Source organism: Pyramidobacter sp. YE332 (genome assembly GCF_033060595.1).
Lineage (GTDB): Bacteria > Synergistota > Synergistia > Synergistales > Dethiosulfovibrionaceae > Pyramidobacter.
On the sequence record NZ_CP133038.1, the window covers coordinates 1,964,297 to 1,985,663 of the forward strand.

Consider the following 21,367-nt stretch of genomic DNA (forward strand, 5'->3'; position numbering starts at 1 on the left):
TCTTTCCCGCCGATTCTGCTAAACTACAAAGGTGTTTTCCAAATTCAACGCTACCGAAAGGACTGATCGCTTTGAAATTTCTGCTTCTGATCGCCGCTCTGCTGACGCTTGCCTCGAGCGCCGGCGCCGCCCAGCGCCCGCCGCTGATCCCCGTCGAGGATTTTTTCCGCCTGCCGGACAAGGCGCGCTTCACGATCGCGCCGGACGGGCTCCATTACGCCTGGCTGGCCCCTTGGAAAGGCCGCATGAACGTCTACGTCGCCGCCGTCGACGCGCTCAGCTCGGGCGAAGGCACGCGCGTCACCTCCGCCACCGAGCGCGACATCGCCGGCTACGGCTGGGTCAGCAACGACCGCCTCGTCTACATGCAGGACAAGGGCGGCGACGAGAACCACCACATTTACTCCGTCGCCAGGGACGGCTCCGACGTCAGGGACATGACGCCGTTCGACGGCGTCAAAAGCGGCATCGTCGACCAGCTCGAGGAGGACGACGAGCACATCCTCATCGAGATGAACAAACGCGACCGCCGCGTCTTCGACGTCTACCGCCTGAACGTGCTCACCGGCGCGCTCGAACTGATCGCCGAAAATCCCGGCACGATCGTGGGCTGGGGCACCGACCACGACGGCAAACTGCGCCTCGCCACCGAATACGTGGGCACCACGACGCGACTGCTTTATCGCGACAGCGAGGATTCGCCGTGGAAAACGCTGTTCGAGACCGATTTTCGCGACAGCGTCTCGCCCCAGGTCTTCACGGCCGACAACAAACGCCTCTACATCATTTCCGACATCGGCCGCGACAAGGGCGCGCTGTTCGAGTACGATCCCGCCGCCGGCACGCAGAAACTGATCTACGAAAACGGCGAAGCCGGCGTCGGCGGCATCATCTGGTCCAACCTGCACAAAAAACTGCTCGGAGCCACCTACTACACCGACAAGCTGCACCGCGTCTACTTCGACACGGAAGCCGAGGCCTTTTACAACGCGCTTCAGGCGCGGTTCCCCGGCCTGCGCGTCGGCGTCAGCGACATGTCGAGAGACGAAAAACGCCTGTTCGTCGCCGTCGGTTCGGACCGCGTGCCCGGACGGCTGTATTACTACGACAAGGACCAGCCCGGCGCCTTTACGCAGGTCACCGATTTCTACCCGTGGCTCAAGGAAGAACATCTCGCCGAGATGAAACCGATCAGCTACGCCGCCCGCGACGGCCTGACCATCCACGGTTACCTGACGCTGCCCGTCGGCGTGGAAGCGAAAAATCTGCCCGCGATCGTCGTCGTCCACGGCGGCCCCGAAGCCCGCGACACCTGGGGCTACGACACCGAAGCCCAGCTCCTCGCCAACCGCGGCCTGGCCGTGCTGCAGGTCAATTACCGCGTTTCCACCGGCTACGGCAAAGCCTTCTGGGAAGCCGGCTTCAAACAGTGGGGACTGAAACAGCAGGACGACATCAGCGACGGCGTCGCATGGCTGATCGATCAGGGCATCGCCGATCCCAAGCGCATCGCCATTTACGGCGGCTCCTACGGCGGCTACGCGACGCTGATGGGGCTGATCAAGACGCCGGAACTCTACGCCTGCGGCGTCGATTACGTGGGCGTCAGCAACATCTTCACGCTTTTCCAGTCCATCCCCGAATACTGGAAGCCGCTGCTCGAACAGATGTACGAAACCATCGGCCATCCCGAAAAGGACAAAGCCCAGTTCGAAGCCACCTCGCCCGCGCTCCACGCCGACAAAATCAAAGCGCCGCTGTTCGTCGCCCAGGGCGCCAACGATCCCCGCGTCGTCAAGGCGCAGTCCGACGCCATGGTCGAGGCCATGCGCCGCCGCGGCGTGAAAGTGCAGTACATGGTCAAGGACAACGAAGGCCACGGCTTCCACAACGAGGAAAACCGCTTCGACTTCTACCGCGCCATGGACGCGTTCCTCACCGAGCATCTGGGACTCGGCCGCGACGGCGAATAATCCGTCACCCCGCAACAAAAAGATCGTCCTGTCCGCAAATTGGCACGGACAGGACGATCCCTTGAACGAAAAAATCCATCCCGATGTTTTCAGACATCGGGATGGATTTTTTCGTTACTCTGCGTTGTCGTCCGCGGACGCCTGAGACGCTCCGCCCGACGATGCGTCCGAACGGTGAGAGCGGCGGCGACGGGGCCGGCGGCTGCCGGAGCGCTCACCGCGCTGGCGGTCGGGACGTTCGCGCCGCTCCTCGTCCTCGTAACGACGCTCGGGACGCCCGCCGCTGATCAGGCGGACGGCCACTTTGCGGCCGGGCTCGACGCCGATGGAATGAGTTTCCACGTTGGCGCTTTCGCGCAGGGTCAGGTGGACGATGCGGCGCTCCCAGCTGGACATGGGCTGAAGGTACACGGTGCGCCGCGTCTTCATGGCTTCCTTGGCGGCGTCCATGGCGATGCGCTCCAGATCCTTCTCGCGCTTGCGACGGAACCCTTCGCAGTCGATGCGCACGTGAGGCACGGGGCCGTCGTTGCGGGCCATCAGGTTGACGATGTAATCGAGGGCTTTCAGCCCCTCGCCCTGACGGCCGGCCAGCAGGATGCGGCTGTCGGGGCCGGAGAGGTTAACCGAGCCGTCGGACTGGACGTTGACTTCGAGGTCAAGCCCCGCCGCCTTCAGGACTCTTTCAAGCAAAACGACAAATCCGCCGTCCGCTTCGGCCGCTTTCGCCGGTCCCGCCGCGGGGGCGGCGGGGCGGCGCGCTTCGACCTTCAGCTTGCGGCCGAAAAGCCCGAAGAGTTTTTTCTCTTCGCCGACGACGGTGAGGAGCACATCTTCCCTGGCGATGTTCCAACGAGACGCGGCGCGGTCGCGCGCCTCGTCTTCCGAGGAAACTTCCAGCACCAGCACTTCGTCGTCCTGAGTCTTCAGAATGTTTTCTTCCATAGTGCGGGAACCTCCTTCGACGTCAGGCTTTACTTACGCCGTTTGGGGATGAAGTCGCTGAAATCATCGTAAGCTTCACCGCTCTGCACGGCAGCGGAGGGGATTTCCCCGAGCTCGCGCCGGGGAGCCGGGCGGTTCTCTTTGACGGGACGGCGCGTAAAGACGGCTTTCTGAGCGGGCGCTTCGCCCTCGCGGGGCTTGTCCTTGAACAGGACGGGCTTCTCCTCTTTGGCCACCTTGCGCACCGTGAACCACTGCTGGATCACGGCGAACAGCGAGGACAGCATCCAGTAAAGGAGCAGCCCGCCGGGCATGGAAAGGCAGATGAACCCCATAAAGATGGGCATGACGACGTTCATCGTCGCCATCTGCGGATTGCCCTGCGCGCTGAGCTTCTGCTGATACCAGGTCAAAAAGACGATGAACAGCAACAGGAACGTGATCGGCAGCCAGACGCCGACGGCGGAAAGTCCTGCGGGATTGGTGCCGACGGCGCGGCACGTGTCCATGAAGCCGGCCGTCAGAGGATCGCCGCTGAAACCGACCGCCTTGGCAATCGAGGAGAGCACCGTGCCGGCCAGAGGCACGCCGCAGAAAGTGGACTCGCCGAACTGGGCGCTGGCGTCGCGCAGCACGTTGAACAGCAGGATCAGGATCGGCAGCTGGATGATCAGCGGCAGACAGCCCGAAGCCGGATTGACCTTGTTCTCCTTGTAGAGCGCCATCGTTTCGCGGCTGAGGGTATCGCGGTCATTGGCGTATTTTTCCTGAAGCACCTTGAGACGAGGCTGAAGACGCTGCATCTGCTGCATGCTGCGCATCTGCTTGGCGTTCAGCGGATGCAGCGCCAGGCGGACGATCACCGTCAGGGCGACGATAGCCCAGCCCCAGTTGCCGGTCATGCTGTAAAGGAAGTTCAAAAACTGAAAGAGATAATCACTCAGAGCTTTCCACAAAATCAAGTCACCTTCTCAGTAAATTTGTGAACCACGGAAAGAACCTGGAGCTTTTTTTCCGCGCCGGCGGCACCGGATCGAAACCGCCCTCGCTCCAGGGGCCGCAGCGGAGCAGCCGCCAGACGGCGAGCGCCAGCCCTTTCACGGGACCGTGGACTTTCAGCGCCTCGACGGCGTAACTTGAACAGCTGGGATAAAAACGGCAGTGATGGCCCAGCAGCGGCGAGATCCAGCGCTTGTAGCCGCGGATCGGCAGCACCAGGAGCCAGACGAAGAACCTACTGATACCAGATCGCACCGGGCCAGTCATCTTTCATAAAGCCTCTGCGCTTCAACAAAGCGCCAAGATCGGCATACACCTCGTCGGCTTTCGCCCGAAGCCCCTGCTCGTTCAGCATGCAGGCGAACCACCAGCCCTCTTTCATCCAGGGATGGAGACGGCGCAGCGATTCTTTGAGCATGCGGCGGCCGCGGTTGCGCAGGTGCGCCTTGGCGACCTTTCTGCCGACCGCCATGGCGAAGCGCGTTTTGCCGTCGGGCGCCTTAACAAACAACAACCGCACCAGCCTGCCTTTTAAACGACTGCCGGTGCGGAATAGTGTGTCGTATTCCCAGCCCTGTTTAAGCCGTAATGAAGCGGGATATGGGAAGACCAAGGCTTGCGGATCAGACGGCCAGGCGCTTGCGGCCTTTGGCGCGACGCGCGGCGAGCACGCCGCGTCCGCCGTGGGACCGGGAACGGGCGAGGAATCCCATGCTCCTCTTGCGCGATCTGACGTGAGGCTGAAAAGTCTGCTTCATCCGATGTACACCTCCTAATCTAGGAACTCCAGCACGAAAATACTTTTCTGGATAGTTAATTCAGCCCTCGAACTATATCACATCCGGGGCGAAGTTGTAAATACGCAAATTCATTTACGAGCGCCGACCAGGCGGTATTTTTTCACGGGGACCGCCGGCAGACTGTTCAGGATTTTCCAGTCGGGGCGGGTCACGATGCGCCCGTCGAGGATCACCACGCGCCCCCGGTCGGCGCCGGTGCGGATCAGCCGTCCCGCCGCCTGGCGCAGCTGCATTTTGGCGCCGGGCAGCACCACCTTGACGAAATTTTCGCGGCCTTCCAGCTTGGCGCGCGCCTCGCCGACGGGATCGTCGGGATGGGGAAAGGGGATGCGGTCGATGATCACCTGCGTGAGCGCCTCGCCGGGCACGTCGATGCCCTCGCGGAACGACGCCATGCCCACCAGCACGCTGCGCTCGTTTTCCTTGAACAGTTCCAGCAGCTCCGTGCGCGGCAGGTCGCCCTGCACGAGGATGTTCAGCCGGTCCTTTTCAGCGTTCATCTTCAGATACGCGGAAACGGCCGTCAGCAGCCGCCGCGACGAGAGCAGGACCAGCGTCGCGCCGCCGTTTTCGCGCGCGTACTTGCGGCACACCCGCGCCACCGCGTCGGCGTAGCCCGGCGACATCACCTGCAGCCCCAGATCGACGACGTCGATCTCCATCAGCGAAGGCAGATCGAACGGCGAATCGAGCACCGCCGTCTCGTCGGGGGCCAGTCCCGTTTCATTGGCCCAGTATTCGAAAGAACGATCCACCGTCATCGTCGCCGACAGGGCGATGACTTTGATCTCGTCGTCGTCGAAGGCCGGCGGGATCAGGTCGCTGCCGTTCACGCAGGAGCTCTTCAGGCTGCCGCCCTCGCGCCAATAGGCCCATTCGGGATAGTTCTGCGTGTCGCAGCACCAGCGCAGCGAGTCGCGGAACGCCGTCAGTTCGCCGTTCCAGACGGCGATCCTGCCGTCGTCCTGCAGAGCGTTCGCGTCGCGCCCGCCGCCTGCGGCCGCTTCCTGGAGTTCGTCCAGATGGCCGATGATCCGGTCGCATTTGACCAGCAGCTCGGCCGTGTCGTTTTTCAGCTCCGGCGGATAGGCCGTGAAACTTTTCCCGTCGGGCAGCCGCGCGGCGAGCTGATCGAAAACGCTCTCGGAGACCCGGCTCAGATCGGCCACTTCCTCGGCGAAACGATCGGCCGGGCAGTCCACGCTGCGCAGCAAAGACGCCTCCACCTTGTCGAGGCGGGGCGCGCGCCGCAAAAGGCGCTGCCAGTCGCGCACGTCGACGCCCACCTGCGTGACCGCGCGGGCCGCGTCCTCCATCTTGTGCGCCTCGTCGCAGATCAGCAGTCCGAAAGGAGCCGGAAAGGGCTTGCGCTGCCCCAGCACGTAGGAGAAATAGACGTGATAGTTGGCGACGATGACGCGCCAATGCGACAGGCTGCGCATCACCTTGTTGTAGAAACAGCGCTCGTGATGCGGGCAATAAGGACCGAGACAGGTCAGATAGGACGAGGCGATGCGCTCGCGGGCCGGATGGGTGTCGCCCAGGCTCAGCTCGCTCAGGTCGCCCGTTTCGGTGGCGTAAAGCCAGCCGCTGATGTCGCGCGAAGCCTGCCCCTTATCGCCGCCGAAGTCGAGAAAACCTTCCGCGCCGATCTCGCGGGCCTTGCGGATGCAGGCGTAGTTGCCGCGGCCTTTGAGCAGTCCGTAGGGCAGGTCGAGCCCCAGCACGTCCAGCAGCGCGGGAATGTCCTTGTAGATCAGCTGTTCCTGCAGCGTGATGCCCGACGTGAGCACCAGCACGGTGCTGTTGTTCGCCACGGCCCACCGCATGGCGGGGACCAGCATCGCATAGGTTTTGCCGACGCCCGTGGGCGCTTCCGCCGCCAGAAGACGCCGGTCCGACTGCAAAAAATTCTCTATTTTTTCAGCCAGTTCGCGCTGCTGCCGGCGATATTCGAAATTCGGAAGGTGCGCGTTGAGAATCCCTTCGGGACCGAAAAAATCTTCCATGCGATCACCGTGTTTTTCTGATAGAATAGGCGGAGTTTTTCAAAGCGCTCCAGGAAGATATTTTACAAGGTAAATTTTCAGAGTAAATGCAACCTCGTCAAAGTAAATGCGACGGGGTTGCATTTACTTTGACAGGACAAAAGCAGCAAGCAGTCATTACGAACACATAATAACGATCAAGATTGCGCTAACGGAACAAATTCAAGGGGATGAAAAGCTGTTACGAGGAAATTGTCCGAAAAAAGTGCATACAAAAGTGATCCTCAACTGAAAGCAAAATTTTCAGTTCAGAGTTAATGCAATCAAGAAATTAAAAAGGAGCCGTTATTTACCGGCGAGAAGAGTCCGCTTTAAACAGATATCCTGTGGCGGAATAAGTTCGAGTCCGAGTAAATGCAATACATCCTCGCCATACAGGTTGATAAAGATCTCTGCAGGAGATTTTCCGTTAAATTTTTTCCTCCCGTATGAGTTTATATGAGACATCATCAGGTTGATATCAGTTTGGGATAAATTGTCGAAAGTTGTTCCCTTGGGAAGGATCCTTCGAATGAGAGTATGATTATTTTCAACCTTCGTTTTTTCCTGCGGTGCTTGTGGATTGCAATAGAACATATATGATTTTCTTTCTCCGTCCGGACCTTTTTCGATAGCCGTCGGATTGGAAAACTCTGTACCGTTGTCAGCAAGAAGGACCTGAAACATGGACTTATAGCGTTTCCTGCCCAGAAGAGTGAAGAGCATTGTAAAAATCTGCTCAACAGATTGAGCAGTATTTTTATCTCTCAAAAAAGCCAGCATAAAGTTGCAGTTTCTTAAGATGACAGTCAGAAGAACTTTTCCTCCTGTGGTGCCAACGACACTGTCGATTTCGGTAATAAGCATGTCCGGATGTTTCTCCGAAAAAGAGAGAAAATCATTGTAGGTACGGCCTTCACGACATTTTTTATCCACCTTCATGTTATTTCTTTTTCCCTTTCTCTTCTTAAAACGGACAGCTCGGGGCAAGTCTATTTTCCGTGCCTCTAAAATACCCGAAAGCAGGAGCCGTCTGGCGGTACTTTCAGAACAGGGAACAGTATCTCGATTATTACGGATAATATGATAGAGAGACTGCCCCTGTTTGATGAGAGGAGAGAAAAAAGAATCAATATCTGCAAGCTCGGCATCGGAGATATTGAAGCCTTCACGAGCCTCATGCAAAGTTTTCTCGTAAGAGTCATTTGCAGATTTAGCAGAATAGATCCGTTTTTTTAAAGTGCAGCGGTGACGGTTGGGGCAGCCGTTACAGACATACGGAGGAACCGAAAGCTGCGGGCAGACCTCCTCCTTAAAGTCAGGACACATCGTATTACATCTTGAGCACCGGAAACACAGTGAACGGCATTTCGGAGAGGTGTTACAAAGGGAAGTAACGGAGCAGTCATACCGGTGAAGGCAGCAGTTTGCTGTCCGGCCATAACAGCCTTTGAAGACAGTCTCTGCATGTTTTCTGATCTCTCTGGAGATCGTACTCGGCGACTTCAGAACTGTTGAGGCAATACTTCTGAGAGATTCTCGCCGGTTGAGGGCGCTTTCAATGGCTTTTCTTTCAGCCAGAGTCAAATGTTTGTTCATGATGATGAACTCCTTTCCGAGATCTGTTGTCTCGTAAGAAAGGTCTTTCATCAATTCAGACTAAATGCAAGCTTCTTTTAATTCAGATTTAATGCAACGGGGTACCGGATGTTGCGTTGCATTTACCTTGAAGAATTTCAAAATATTTTACAACGAATCGGACCGTTTGGCCTCCATTCCCATTTTATTGTTTTTCTGGTAGAATATTATTTGTCTGTTGCGAATAAACCACGGTCCGTGGTAGAATTCTTATCGTTTAACCGGAGGAGGTGAACCGAATGCCCAATAAGAAGTCCGCTATCAAGCGCGTCCGCACTTCTGAGAGAAACCGTCTTTACAACCGCTACTGGAAGAGCCGCTGCAAGACCGCCATGAAAAAGGTCCTCGCCACCGTCCAGAACGGCGATGCCGAAGCCGCCGTGCTCCAGCTTAACGCGGCCCAGTCCGTGTTCGACAAAGCCGTTGTCAAAGGCGTGCTCCATCGCAATACAGCCGCCCGCAGAAAGGCCCTGATGACTGCGAAGGTCAAGTCCCTCTCCGCCGAAAAGCCCGCCGAATAAGTTTCAACGACCATAAAAAACGCCGCCGGAAGATGAATGAACGTCTTCCGGCGGCGTTTTTGTCCTTTCGATTTTCGGCCCTTATCCCGCGGCGCGGGACATGACGGCGAGAAGGAGCTTTTCCAGCCCTTCCCAGCCTTCGCCCTCGCCGCTGCGCTCGCTCCAGGACAGGCGGATCAGCTCGCCCAGCCACAGCGACAGGAGTTCGGGGCCGTAGGTCTGCGCCATGGCGCGGGCCGTCTTTGTCTGAAAATTGGTGAGATGCACCGCTCCCGCCCCGGCATCGCCCAAGCGAGCCGCGAACATGGCGCCGCGCACGCGCTTATGCACCGCCGCAAGCGCGGGGATCAGTTCGCCTTCCTCGCGCAGGACCGCGAGGCTTTTCACAGCGGCGGCGACGTCGGCCTTGGCGACGGCGTCGAGCAGGTTGAGCACGCCTTTGCCGCCTTCGTCCATGGAGAGGGAATTGACCTGCTGCACCGTGATGCGCTTGTTCGGCGCCGCTTTGGCCAGCTTGTCCACCTCGCTGCGCAGCTCTTCCTCGTCTTCGATCCACTCCGCCAGCAGCGCCGCCGCCGCCGCGTCCAGAGAGCAGCCCGAAGCGCGGGCAAGCCTTTGCAACCAGCCGACACGCTGGTTCGGCCAATAAGGCGCCGCTTCATAGGATACGGAAAAGGCCGTTTCGAAAACGTCGCCCAGTTCCTTCTGCAAAGGTTTGTCGGAATGGATCAGAAAGATCACGTCGGCGTCGCCGCGCTCGACATATTTTTTGTACGTGTCGGGCAAAACGCCCAGCGACCGGCCGTCGTCGACCTCGAAAATCCGCCGGGGGGCGAAGAGGCTCGGCGTCAGAGCCTCTTCGAACAGATCGGGCCACGCGGCTGTTTCCAGACGCCGGTCCAGCGCGTAGCCTTTCTTTTCGTAAGCGGAGAGCGTTTCCGCGCGAAGGCGGGGCTGAGCGCCCGCCGGCGCCGCGATGAGCACCAGCGCGGGCATTTACTTCACCACCAGATTGACCAGCTTTCCGGGAACGACGATGGTCTTGACGATCGTCTTGCCCTCGAGACGCCGTTTGACCGCCTGGTCGGCCATGACGGCGGCCAGCAGCGCGTCTTTGTCCAACCCGGCCGGCAGTTCGAGTTTCTCGCGCACTTTGCCGCTGAACTGCACGGGCACCGTCACCGTCTCGCTGACAGTCAATCTCTCGTCATACTCCGGCCACTTCGCCAGCGACACGCACGGCGCGTTGCCGATCTTGGCCCACAACTCTTCGGCCAGATGCGGCGCATAAGGCGACAGCAAACGGGCGAAGACGTCCATCATGCCGCGGTAGCACACGTCGGCCTTGCCGGCTTCGTTGACCAGCACCATCATCTGCGAAATGGCGGTGTTGAAGTTCAGCGTCGCCGTATCGTCGCTCACCTTCTTGATGGTCCGGTGCAGCGTCTTTTCCAGTTCGGCCGGCACCGGCTCGTCGCTGAGGGGCTTTTCGCCCAGCTTCCAGACCTTTTCGAGGAAGCGGTACACGCCTTGAAGCCCCTGCGTGGACCAAGGTTTGGACATCTGCAGCGGACCCATGAACATCTCGTACAGCCGCAGCGAATCGGCGCCATAGTTCTTGACGATCTCGTCGGGGTTGATGACGTTCTTGAGCGACTTCGACATCTTGGCGACGACGCGCTCCAGCTTCACGCCGGTCCCCTTTTCGACGAACGTGTCGGGAGCGGGGTCCTCCACCTGATCGACGGCGACCAAAGATTTGTCGGGACGCTGATAGGCAAAGGACGTGATCATGCCCTGGTTGACGAGGCGGGCAAACGGTTCGTCCGTGTTGACCAGGCCAAGATCGTAGAACACTTTGTGCCAGAAGCGGGCGTACAGCAGGTGAAGCACGGCGTGTTCGGCGCCGCCTACGTACAGATCGACCGGCATCCAGTAGTCGATGGTGTCGCGAGCCGCGAATTCCTTGTCGTTGTGCGGGTCAAGGAAGCGCAAATAATACCAGCACGAACCGGCCCACTGAGGCATGGTATTGGTCTCGCGTTTGGCGGGAGCGCCGCAGACGGGGCAGGTCGTGTTCACCCATTCTTCCACGTTGGCTAACGGCGACTCGCCGGTACCGGTCGGTTCATACTTCTTCACCTCGGGCAGCAGCAGAGGCAGCTGCTCCTCGGGAACGGGGACGGTGCCGCAGTGCGGGCAGTGGATCAGCGGCATCGGTTCGCCCCAGTAGCGCTGGCGCGAGAAGATCCAGTCGCGCAGCTTGTAGTTGACGGCTTTTTTGCCTTTGCCATGCTCTTCCAGCCACGCAATGACCGCATCGATTGCCTCCTGCATGCCAAGACCGTCGAGGAAACCGGAATTGACGTGGGGACCGTCGCCTTCGTAAACTTCTTCCTGCACGTCCACGTTGCCTTTCAGGACTTCGACGATGGGCAGGCCGAATTTCTTGGCGAACTCCCAGTCGCGGCCGTCGTGCGCCGGCACGGCCATGATGGCGCCGGTGCCGTAGGAGATCAGCACGTAGTCGGAGATCCAGATCGGCACGCGCTGCTCGTTCAGCGGGTTGACCGCATACGCGCCGGTGAAGACGCCGGTCTTGTCCTTGTTCAGCTCCGTTCGTTCGAGCTCCGATTTGAGCGACGCCTCGCGCACGTATTCCCGCACCGCTTCGCGGCACGCGGAGGTCGTGATCTTCTCCACCAGCGGATGCTCCGGCGACAGCACCATGTAGGTAACGCCGAAAAGCGTGTCGGGGCGGGTCGTGTAAACCTTGAGATCGCCGTGCCCCCCCTCGATCTCGAAGGTCACTTCAGCGCCGACGCTCTTGCCGATCCAGTTGCGCTGCATGATTTTGATCGGCTCGGGCCAGTCGAGCTTGTCCACATCGTTCAACAGGCGCTCGGCGTAATCCGTGATCTTCAGCACCCACTGGCGCAGGTTGCGGCGGTAGACCTGATGTCCGCAGCGCTCGCAATGACCTTCCTTGACTTCCTCGTTCGCCAGTCCCGTCTGGCAGGAAGGACACCAGTTGATGGGGATCTGCGCCTCGTAGGCCAGCCCCTTCTTGAACATCTGCAAGAACAGCCACTGCGTCCACTTATAATATTCGGGATCGCAGGTGGAGACCTCGCGGTCCCAATCGTAGCTGAACCCCAACGATTTGATCTGAGCGCGGAAAATGTCGATGTTCTTCTCCGTCGTCACCTTGGGATGAGTGCCCGTCTTGATGGCGTAGTTCTCAGCCGGCAGTCCGAAAGAGTCGAATCCCATCGGGTGCAGAACGTTGTAGCCGTTCATGCGTAGATAACGGCAGTAGATATCCGTCGCCGTATAGCCTTCGGGATGCCCCACGTGAAGCCCGGCTCCCGAAGGATAGGGGAACATGTCCAGAACGTAACGCCGCTTATCGGCGGGGACCGAAGGGTCTTCCACAGTCTTGAAGGTTTTGTGCTCGTCCCAGTAGTCTTGCCATTTTTTTTCAATCGACTTGAAATCGTATTCCATGCAGAAGCTTCCTCCTCGAAAATTCTTGCGCACAAGAAAAAAATCACTGCGATTATAGCAGTTTTTCGGGATCTGTTCACAAAATTTTGAAAAACTATGGCTCAACCACACTGGCGCGGGTCAGCGCTTCGCTGACCGAAAGCACGCGGATCATCTCGATTTCGGCGTCGAGCTGCGGCTTCTCCTCGCGGGAACTGACCACGGCGCGTTTGAAGCCCAGCCGCGCCGCCTCGCGCAATCTCTGCGCCAGACCGGAAACGGGACGGACCTCGCCGGCCAGTCCGACCTCGCCGATCAGGCAGCACTCGGGCAGGACGTTCCGCCCCGTCAGCGCCGAAGCCATCGACGCCGCCAGCGCCAGATCGGCGCCGGGATCGTGGATCTCCAGCCCGCCGGCGACGTTGCAGTAAATGTCGTCGCGCAGCGAGGGCAAGGCACAGCGGCTCTGCAGCACCGCCAACAGCATGCCGATCTTGTTGGCGCCGAGGCCGATGCCGGCGCGCTTGGGGTAGGCGAAACTGCTTTGGCTCGCCAGCGTTTGAATTTCGGCCACCAGCGGACGCGAGCCTTCCATGATCACGGTCATGACGACGCCCGACACGGCGCCGTCGGAACGGTTCCAATAGAGATAGCTGGGATCGGGCACTTCCGCCAAGCCATCGCTGCGCATCTCGAAAATGCCCATCTCGTCGGTACCGCCGTAACGGTTCTTGCTGGCCCGCAGCGTGCGGTACACCGACGAATTGTCGTCGGCGAACATGATCACCGCGTCCACCATGTGCTCCAGCAGCATGGGGCCGGCGATGCGCCCTTCCTTGGTGATGTGTCCGACGAGCACCATGGGTATGCCGTGTTCCTTGGCATAGTTGACGCAGACCTGCGCCGTGGCGCGCACCTGCGTGGGCGTGCCCGGCCAGCCTTCGGCCTGCGAAGTGCGCATGGCCTGCACGCTGTCCACGACGATCAGGCTGTGATCCTTCGCCAGCGCCAGGGCGTCGTCGACGACCGTGTGACAGCAGACATCGAGCCCGTCGTGAAGGATCCTCAGCCGTTTGGCGCGCAGCCCCAGCTGCGACGGCGACTCTTCGCCGGAGATATAGAGCACGCGCCGCCCCGTCGACGAAACGTGACCGCAGACTTGCAGCAGCAGCGTCGATTTGCCGATGCCGGGCTGGCCGCCCAGCAGCACGACGCCGCCGGGCACCCAGCCGCCGCCCAGCACGCGGTCCAGCTCGCCGAAACCGGAGGCGAGCCGCTGAGGCGGTTCCAGCGTGCTGATGTCCACCGGCGTGAGGATCTTCGCCGTGCCGGCGGCCGCCATGCTGGGCGCGACGGGGATCTCCTCTTCCAGGGTGCCCCAGGCGCCGCAGCGCGGGCACTTGCCCGAAGGGACCAGGGAAACGTAGCCGCATTCGATGCAGCAGTACCGCTTGCCGTCTTTTTTCGCCATGGTTCCTCCTTCGCCTCTGACGGCGCGCTAACGCTTGTAGCCGATGATCCGGTTCAGCAGATCGCGGCGAGCTTCGATGTCTTCCGCCGTCTCGACGCCCGCCGGCGGGAAGCCGTCGATCACGCCGGCGATACCGCGCCCCTGTTCGGTCTGAGCGACGATGATCTGCAGCGGGTTAGCCGTCGCCGCGAAAACGCGGCACACTTCCTGACAGTTTTTGACGCGGTCCAACACGTTGAGCGGGTACGCCTTGCGCAGAGCGATGAAGAACGTGTGTCCGCAGGCGATCGCCCGGGCGTTCTTGACGGCCAGATCGACCATCTCCTGATTATTGCCTTCGTAGCGGATCTTGCAGTCGCCCGACGCTTCGCAGAAGGCCACGCCGAACTCCATGCCCGGCGCCGAAGTCGCCATGACCTCGTAAAGGTCCTCCGCCGTCTTGATGAAGTGGCTCTGTCCGACGATCACGTTGCAGTCCGAGGGAAATTCCGTCTGTACGATGTGCCATTGAATGTCCGCCATTGTATTCTCCTCCGTTTCAAGCGTTTTTTTGAGAGCTTGTTCAATCATACAACTTCAGCCGTGAAATCGCGACAAAAAAATATCCCGCGTCAGGACGCGGGATATTTTTCGTATCAGAGTTACTTCTTTTTCTTTAGCTCATTGATGACGTCGGCGGTGAGATCGACGCCGCCGAACTGAACGGCCTGTGAGTCGAGAACCACGTCGCAGCCCTTGTTCTTGGCCACGGTGCGGACGGCCTGGCGGATCTCCTTGTAAATGGGTTCCTTGAGCTTCATCTCTTCCTGCGCGGCTTCGCGGCGTTTGGCTTCGATCGTCTCGGCGCCTTTCTTCTTGTCGGTAACCTTTTCGAGAGCGCTTTTTAGCTCCTGCTCCTTGGAACGATACACCGCTTCGATCCTCTTGCTGACCTGCGCAAAGCTGGGATGATTGAAAAGGATCCTCTGCATGTCGGCTACGCCGATCTTCGTATCGGCGTAAGCCGCGCCGGCGATGACCAGCGTCAGAGCCGCAAGCAGTGTAAAGACATGGAAAAACTTCTTCATTTGGTAATTCCTCCTTGGTTCAGTCTGATTGACCGCGATTATTGTACTGCAAAGACGCCATCCCGTCCAGACGACGGCTCGACGTACGCCGCCGCTCTCCGACGACGGCTTATTGTACCATCAATCGACTCTCTGCGCACGTTTGCCTGTTTTCTGATAAAATTAAGAAACAAATTTTATTAAAATTCGTCCGAGGTAAAAGAATTTGAACTTCGATCCCTGATACAACACGCTGGTCAGCGCCACCGAGCCAAGCGCCGACGGCTGCGTCGCCGCTTGGCAGCCTTTATCCGGCAGCCCGACCGCAAAAGCGAAGAGACCGTCTTATACTGTTTCTTGACTAAAAACTAAAATCTCGAACAGCAAAAGAACGCAAACCACCGCGGAGAAACCGGACGGAGAAAAAATGAAACGTGACTTTCCGCGAACGAAAGATCCCCGATCGGGGGACGCATTTTTTGCGCCTCCCCCGCTCGGGGATCCTGTCGTTCCGTTTTTCCTGTTTCGGCCGTTACTTCGCTTCCGCAGACGCCTGTTCCGCCTTGGCGGGGACTTCCGGCTTCTTCACCGTCACCGTGGGAAGGGCGGCGAACTTCGGCCTGCGCCTGTTCATCTCCTTCAGCACGGCGTCGGTGACGTCCAGCCTGGGCGCCGCGTCGAGCAGCAGCTGACGCGCCATCACCGCGTGGAACTTCGGATTCTTCTTCCGCCACGTTTCCACGGACGCCATCAGTTCCGACTGCAGCACCGACGTCACCGCCGCGCGTTCCACTTCCATCTGCCGTTCCAGCGCCGCCTGTCCCTGCGCGACCGCGTTCTGCGCCTCGGCCGTGTTCTCCTGGCCGCGGTACAGCGCCCGCAGGTCGTTATACCCTTTCTGGAGCACTTTCTGCACTGCCTCCAGATGGGCCCGTCCCAGCTTGCCGGGTTCGGACTGGACCAGGAGCTTTTCCGTGTCCACCACGGCGATCTCCGTGGCGGACGCCGCCGCGGACATAGCGAATGTCAGAAATAAAACTGCCGCCTGCATCAAACGTTTCACTGATAAAACCTCCTCGAATAAATGGCAAATTGATAGAAAATAAATAGAAACAGATAAAAAACGAACAAAGAAGAAGGGCGGAGCGAATAAGACTCCGCCCTTTTTCTCTGCATTGCCGGTCCTTTCTCTTTGCATTGCCGATACGGGGACCGGAACGTCGAGCCGAAACGCTATCTCCGTTTCGACGCCCGCAGCAGACGTTCCAGCTCGGCCATGCGTGCTTTCATTTCCGCCCGTTCATGGATCTCGCGGGTAAGCATAGCTTTCATCTCCGCGATCTCCTCGGCCTGATGGGAGTTGGTCTTCTCCATTGACGCCACCTGCGCCTGCAGCTGGGCGTTCTCCTTCTGCATCACGTAGACGCTGCTCATCGGGCCTTTGCGGTAACGTTCGGGGATCTGTTCCTTGTCTGCTTTCCTGCCGATCTTCCACGTCAGGCCGGCGTTGGCCATCGACTCGCCGTGGTGGGTGACGGACACTCCGGCGTGGACCATGAAGTCTTCTTTCACGTAGTGCGCCCAGCCGAGGGCCAGGGCGTATTCGCCTTTGTACGTTCCGAAGCCGGCCATGAGCTGGCTGGGTTCGAGCGGGTCGTACTGCATCGGTTTCAAGGCACTCAGGGCGGAGCCGAGCGCGCCGACGTTCTTGAGGTCGCGCCGCAGTTCGCCCATCTGGTTGTAGACGTTGCCGAAGTTGTTGTAGACTTTGCCGAACTGTTTGTCTACGGCGCTCAAGGCGTCGCCGACGGTGTTGTAGCTGCCGCCGTCCACGTACTTGAACTTGTAGGTGGGGGCGGAGACGGTGCCGTCGGGGTTGACGGAGGAGCCGCCGCCGAGGTGGGTGGCGAGGCTGCTCGAAGCCTTCCACAGCTGCGCTCCGTTGATGGCGTCGGTACTGGCCGCGCTCACGTCTCCGGCTTTGACGTTCTCGATTTTGTGGTGGGTTGCGTCGAAGCCTTGGGCGCTCACTTTGCCGGCAAAAACGGGCGCGTCGACGACGCTCACGGTGACGTCTTTGCCGTTATGGGGGCGGGTGACGGTGACGTTCCTGCCGTTTTTGAACTGGACGGTGTCGCCGTTGCCGATGGGGGTGGCGGTGTCTCCGTTGGTCTGGAGGTTCCAGGCGCCGCTGCCGCCGCTGCCATTGGCGATGGCGTCGAGGATGTCCTGGTGCAGGCCGATGGTGACGACGCCGCCGGCGGGGGTGGTGGTGACGTTGGTGACGATCTGGTTGGAGGCGCCGACGAACTGGATGTTGGGGGTCTGGTTCTGGGCAAGGGTGACGGTGTGGCTGTGGGGGGTGCTCGCTCCGTCGCTGACGCTGAACTTTGCGGAGATGTTGGTGATGGGCGCGGTGGTGGTGTTGATCAGGGTCTGGAGTTTGGCGGGGTCGAGGCCGACTCTGAGGGTGCGTCCGCTGACGGCGGTGGTGATGACGTCGCCTGTGGGGATGATGTCGAGGCGTTTGTGCGCGCTGTCGAGGAGGATGCCGGGGGCGCTTCCGTGGGGGTCGGCGCCGATGGTGTAGGTGGCGTTCTGTCCCGCGGCGAGGGCGGCGGCTTTCAGCTGGCCTTCGGTGGCGGCCTGTCCGGCGCGGGCGTTTTCGCCCCAGCCGGCGTCGAGGGTGGTGTTGCTCAAACCGGCGATGGTGCCTGTCGCGCCGTTGAGTTTGATTTCGTTCGCGCCACTTTTGACTGTGACGCTGGCGAACTCGGGGGTCTCGCTCATGACGAGGTCGAAGCCGTCGCCGGCGGCGTTCTTTTTCACGCCGAGGTTCTTGCCGGATGCGCCACTCGTCACGCTTGCCAGGCCGCCTTTGAGGTTCAGGGTCTGGCCGAGGGTGCGGTTGACGGCGCCGTCGTTGCCGGCGAAGTTCAATCCGCCGGACAGGGTGCCGGTGATGGTGGTGATGGCGGAGTTGTTGCTGATGTCGATGTTTTGACCGAGGTTGGGGTTGGCCGACACAGTCACTTTCGCGCCGTCGCTTCCGTCGGCCGCTACGGTCACGTCGATCTTGCCGGTTTCGCCTGCGAACTTGATGTTCTTCTTGGTTGCGCCGCCGAGGGTGATGTCCTGTTTCGTTCCGGCTTCGTTGCTGACGGTGAAGCCGGCTTTCAGTTTCGAGATGTCGGCGGTGTGGCCGGTCACGGTGGTGTTGTTGGCGATCTGGTTGTTGATGGCGGTGTTCAGGTTGGCGGCGTTGACTTTGTACTTCACGCCGCTCGTGCCGACTTCGGATTCGATAATGTTGCCGTCGCCGGCGAACGTGATGATTTCCGTTCCGGTCTTGTCCGCGGTGATGGTTTTCGTTCCGGTCCCGGCGTCGGCGATCTTGAATTTCGCTTCGACGTTATTAATCACGGTGGAGCTGTTGTTGATGGTATTGCTCAGTGTCGAACCGTCCAGGCCGATGGTGAGGCCGCCCGCGTCGACTTTCGTGGTGACGCCGCCGGCGCCTGTGACCACCAGCGGAGTGGCGCTGTTGATCAACTTGCTGCCCGGTACGGCTTCCGCGTCCTTGATCGTCCAGTTCGCCGTTCCGCCGATGGCGCCGGTCAGGGCCGCGGTGTCGAGGCTGTACTTCACGCCGTCGGTGGTCATGGCGGACTTGATGTAGGTGCCGTCGCCTTCGAATTTGACGGTCGGTTCGGTGTCCTTGGCCAGCGTTACGGTCTTCTTCGTTCCCGTTTCCGCAGTCACGCCGAATTTGGCGCTGATGTTGGTGATCGGGGTCGTGGTCGCGTTGTTGATGTTGGTGATCACGCTGCCGGTGATGTTCTGGGCGAGTTTGGCCGTGTCGATGCCGTAGGTGACTTTGGTGCCGGTCAGGCCGACGGTCATGGTGTCGTCGGTCGTCGCGAACTCGATCGTCGGTTTGGCGCCGCCGAGGGCGACGTTCGACGTGGTGCTGCCGGCTTTCAGGTCGAAGCCGTCTTTCAACGCGTTGATGGCCGAATTGTTGGCGATGTTGAGGTTGGTTCCGAGGTTGGGGTCGGTCTTCACGGTGACGGTGGCGCCGTCGGAGGCGTTGGCTACTTCGACGAGGATTTTGTTGGCTTCGCCCTTGAACTGGATGTTCTTTTTGGACGCGCCGCCCAAAGTGATGTCCTGCTTCGTTCCGGCTTCGTTGCTGACGGTGAAGCCGCCGGCGAGGTTCTGCACGGTGGTGTTGTTGGTGATGGCGGTGTTCAGCGCCGTGGTGTTGAGGCTGTACTTCACGCCGTTCGCGGTCATCGCGGAGGTGATGTAGGCGCCGTCGCCTTCGAACTTGATGGTTTCCGTTCCGGTCTTGTCCGCGGTGATGGTTTTCGTTCCGGTCCCGGCGTCGGCGATCTTGAACTTTGCCTGTACGTTGGTGATCGGGGTGGAGCCGTTGTTGATGTTGGTGATCAGCTTGCTCTTGTCGATGCCGTAGGTGACTTTCGTCCCGGTCAGGTCGACGGTGACGGTGTCGTCGGCGCCCGCGAATTCCACGGTCGGGGCTGTCGCTCCGCCTAAGGCGACGTTGTTGGTCGTGCTGCCGGCTTTGAGGTCGAAGCCGCCTTGCAGTTTGGTGATGTTGCTGGTGTTGGTGGCGATGTTGGCGGTGTTTCCGCTCACGGTGTTGCTCAGGTTCGTCACGGTCGCGTTGTTGCTGATGTCGAGGTTTGTTCCGAGGTTGGCGTTGGCTGTCACGGTCACTTTTGCGCCGTCAGCCCCGTCGGCCGCTACGGTCACGTCGATCTTGTCGGTTTCGCCTTCGAACTTGATGTTCTTCTTGGTCGCGCCGCCGAGGGTGATGTCTTGTTTCGTTCCTGCGGCGTTGCTGACGGTGAAGCCGTTCTTGAGCGCGGTGATGTCGGTGCCGTGTTGGGTGACCGTGGTGTTGCTGTTCACCTGATTGTTGATCTGGCTGTTCAGCGCCGTTGTGTCGAGGCCGACGGTCAGTTTCTTGGCGGCGGCGTCGTAGGAGGTCTGGACGTAGTTGATGCCCGCGAACTCCAGGGTGTCGCCGGCCACGATCGGGCCTACGCTGCTACCGGATTTGACGTTGAAACCGGCTTTCAGGGCGGTGATGTCGGTGGTGTGCCCGTTTACCGTGGTGTTCAGACTGGTGATGGCACCGTTGTTGGCGATGTTGAGGTGAGTTCCGAGGTTCGGGTCGGTCTTCACGGTGACGGTGGCGCCGTCGGCGGCGCTCGCCACTTCGACGAGGATTTTGTTGGCTTCGCCTACGAACTGGATGTTCTTCTTGGTCGCGCCACCGAGGGTGATGGTCTGTTTGGTGCCGGCGGCGTTGCTGACGGTGAAGCCGCCTTTGAGGGCGTTGATGTCAGTGGTGTGTCCGGTGACGGTGGGGTTGGTGTTCACCTGGGCGTTGATCTGGCTGTTCAGCTTGGTCTGGTCGAGGGTGAAGTTCAGCCCGGCGGCGTTCACCACCGGTTTGATGTAAGCGTCTCCCTTGACCACCAGCGGGGTGCTGACGTCGATGACTTTGGAGCCGGGCGTCGGGGTCTGGCTGTCCTTGATGGTCCAGGTGGCGGCGCGCTTCAGCTGCGCCACGTTGACGGCGTCATCGTTGTCGGTCCCGGCCGCCACGCCGGTGATCTGGCGGGTAATGTTACCGGCCAGGTTGCCCACGGCGACGGCGTTGCGCGTGGAGATCCACGCCGCACCGCTCTGCCCGGCCCCCAGAAACGCCGCTTTCCCGGCGGCGGTATCCGCCATCGCCCCGCTGCCGAGGGCGACGGAATCGGCCCGCACGGCGCGCGCCCCCACGCCTACGGCGAAGGAATTCACCGCCGCGGTTTCGACGATGCCTCCCGACGCCGCCAGGGAGTTTATAGCCTTCGCCTGCGAACTTGAACCCATCGCGGTGGAATAGTTGCCCTCGGCAAGGGTATTGCTCCCCATCGCGGTGGAAGCGGCGCCAGTGGCGCGGGTCACGTTCCCCATCGCGATGGAAGCGTAGCCGGCGGTTTGGGCTTTGTACCCCATCGCGACGGAAGAACCTCCCTTGGCTTCGCTCTCAACCCCCATTGCGGTGGAAACGTTGCCGATGGCTTTGGACTTGCTCCCCATCGCGGTGGAAGACTCGCCCTCGGCACTGGTTTCGTTCCCCATCGCGGTGGCATAGCCGCCCTTGGCAACCGTTTTGAACCCGAGCGCGACGGAAATTTCGCCGGTGCTCTCGGCTTCTCTCCCTATCGCGATGGAACCTTCGTTGGTCGCTTTGGTATTCGTACCTATCGCATAGGAACTGTTGCCTTCGGCGCGGGCCACAAGCCCGAGAGCGAAGGAATTTTGCCCTTTGGCGTAGGACGACTGCCCCATTGCGATAGCGTTGACGCCGATCGCTTCGGCGCCCGCCCCTATCGCGGCAAGAGCGTGCAAGCCCACAGAAGGAGAGCCATTCGGGC

16 protein-coding genes are annotated in these 21,367 nt (G+C 60.1%); 2 read left to right on the forward strand and 14 right to left on the reverse strand.

The window, feature by feature from the left end; all coding sequences use genetic code 11:
- Positions 1-71: 71 nt before the first annotated feature.
- Positions 72-1,973: a S9 family peptidase gene (locus RAH42_RS09265; protein WP_317539321.1), complete on the forward strand. Its 1,902-nt coding sequence runs from the start codon at positions 72-74 to the stop codon at positions 1,971-1,973.
- A 114-nt stretch (positions 1,974-2,087) separates the two neighbouring features.
- On the opposite strand, the gene RAH42_RS09270 is transcribed toward RAH42_RS09265, so the two are convergent.
- From RAH42_RS09270 to RAH42_RS09300, 7 genes are all read right to left on the reverse strand, one after another.
- Positions 2,088-2,918 (reverse strand): R3H domain-containing nucleic acid-binding protein, encoded by an 831-nt coding sequence (locus RAH42_RS09270; RefSeq protein ID WP_296426061.1) that lies wholly within the window; start codon positions 2,916-2,918, stop codon positions 2,088-2,090.
- Between the two features lie 29 nt (positions 2,919-2,947).
- Positions 2,948-3,874 (reverse strand): YidC/Oxa1 family membrane protein insertase, encoded by a 927-nt coding sequence (locus RAH42_RS09275; RefSeq protein ID WP_120371773.1) that lies wholly within the window; start codon positions 3,872-3,874, stop codon positions 2,948-2,950.
- A 7-nt stretch (positions 3,875-3,881) separates the two neighbouring features.
- The gene (gene yidD / locus RAH42_RS09280; RefSeq protein ID WP_168169972.1) at positions 3,882-4,184 is read right to left on the reverse strand and encodes a membrane protein insertion efficiency factor YidD; all 303 of its coding nucleotides are present in this window, start codon (positions 4,182-4,184) and stop codon (positions 3,882-3,884) included.
- Positions 4,153-4,530, reverse strand: coding sequence for a ribonuclease P protein component (locus RAH42_RS09285; RefSeq protein ID WP_078015439.1), 378 nt, complete (start codon positions 4,528-4,530; stop codon positions 4,153-4,155). Before RAH42_RS09285 ends, yidD begins: the two co-directional genes overlap by 32 nt.
- 10 nt (positions 4,531-4,540) lie before the next feature.
- Positions 4,541-4,675, reverse strand: coding sequence for a 50S ribosomal protein L34 (gene rpmH / locus RAH42_RS09290; RefSeq protein WP_078015440.1), 135 nt, complete (start codon positions 4,673-4,675; stop codon positions 4,541-4,543).
- A 110-nt stretch (positions 4,676-4,785) separates the two neighbouring features.
- Complete coding sequence (locus RAH42_RS09295) at positions 4,786-6,726, reverse strand: ATP-dependent DNA helicase (RefSeq protein WP_317539323.1); 1,941 nt, start codon at positions 6,724-6,726, stop codon at positions 4,786-4,788.
- 324 nt (positions 6,727-7,050) lie between these two features.
- Entirely contained in the window at positions 7,051-8,073 is a 1,023-nt protein-coding gene (locus RAH42_RS09300; RefSeq protein WP_317539274.1) for an IS30 family transposase, read from the reverse strand.
- A 548-nt stretch (positions 8,074-8,621) separates the two neighbouring features.
- Here RAH42_RS09300 and rpsT point away from each other — a divergent pair.
- Positions 8,622-8,903, forward strand: a complete 282-nt coding sequence (gene rpsT / locus RAH42_RS09305) for a 30S ribosomal protein S20 (RefSeq protein ID WP_078017157.1) — start codon at positions 8,622-8,624, stop codon at positions 8,901-8,903.
- A gap of 81 nt (positions 8,904-8,984) precedes the next feature.
- Here the strand turns inward: rpsT and holA are convergent, their stop codons facing one another.
- The 7 genes from holA to RAH42_RS09340 form a co-directional block, all read right to left on the reverse strand.
- On the reverse strand, positions 8,985-9,899 hold the full coding sequence (gene holA, locus RAH42_RS09310; protein WP_078017158.1) for a DNA polymerase III subunit delta: 915 nt from the start codon (positions 9,897-9,899) through the stop codon (positions 8,985-8,987).
- Complete coding sequence (gene leuS / locus RAH42_RS09315; protein WP_078017159.1) at positions 9,900-12,410, reverse strand: leucine--tRNA ligase; 2,511 nt, start codon at positions 12,408-12,410, stop codon at positions 9,900-9,902.
- A gap of 94 nt (positions 12,411-12,504) precedes the next feature.
- Positions 12,505-13,860 (reverse strand): DNA repair protein RadA, encoded by a 1,356-nt coding sequence (radA, locus tag RAH42_RS09320; protein ID WP_078017160.1) that lies wholly within the window; start codon positions 13,858-13,860, stop codon positions 12,505-12,507.
- A 27-nt stretch (positions 13,861-13,887) separates the two neighbouring features.
- Entirely contained in the window at positions 13,888-14,382 is a 495-nt protein-coding gene (locus RAH42_RS09325; RefSeq protein WP_078017161.1) for an adenosine-specific kinase, read from the reverse strand.
- 119 nt (positions 14,383-14,501) lie between these two features.
- On the reverse strand, positions 14,502-14,927 hold the full coding sequence (locus RAH42_RS09330; protein ID WP_078017162.1) for an OmpH family outer membrane protein: 426 nt from the start codon (positions 14,925-14,927) through the stop codon (positions 14,502-14,504).
- A 511-nt stretch (positions 14,928-15,438) separates the two neighbouring features.
- Positions 15,439-15,969: an OmpH family outer membrane protein gene (locus tag RAH42_RS09335; protein WP_078015453.1), complete on the reverse strand. Its 531-nt coding sequence runs from the start codon at positions 15,967-15,969 to the stop codon at positions 15,439-15,441.
- Positions 15,970-16,139: 170 nt separating this feature from the next.
- A complete protein-coding gene (locus RAH42_RS09340) occupies positions 16,140-21,341 on the reverse strand; it encodes a YadA-like family protein (RefSeq protein WP_317539324.1) in 5,202 nt (1,733 codons plus the stop codon).
- Positions 21,342-21,367 lie beyond the last annotated feature (26 nt).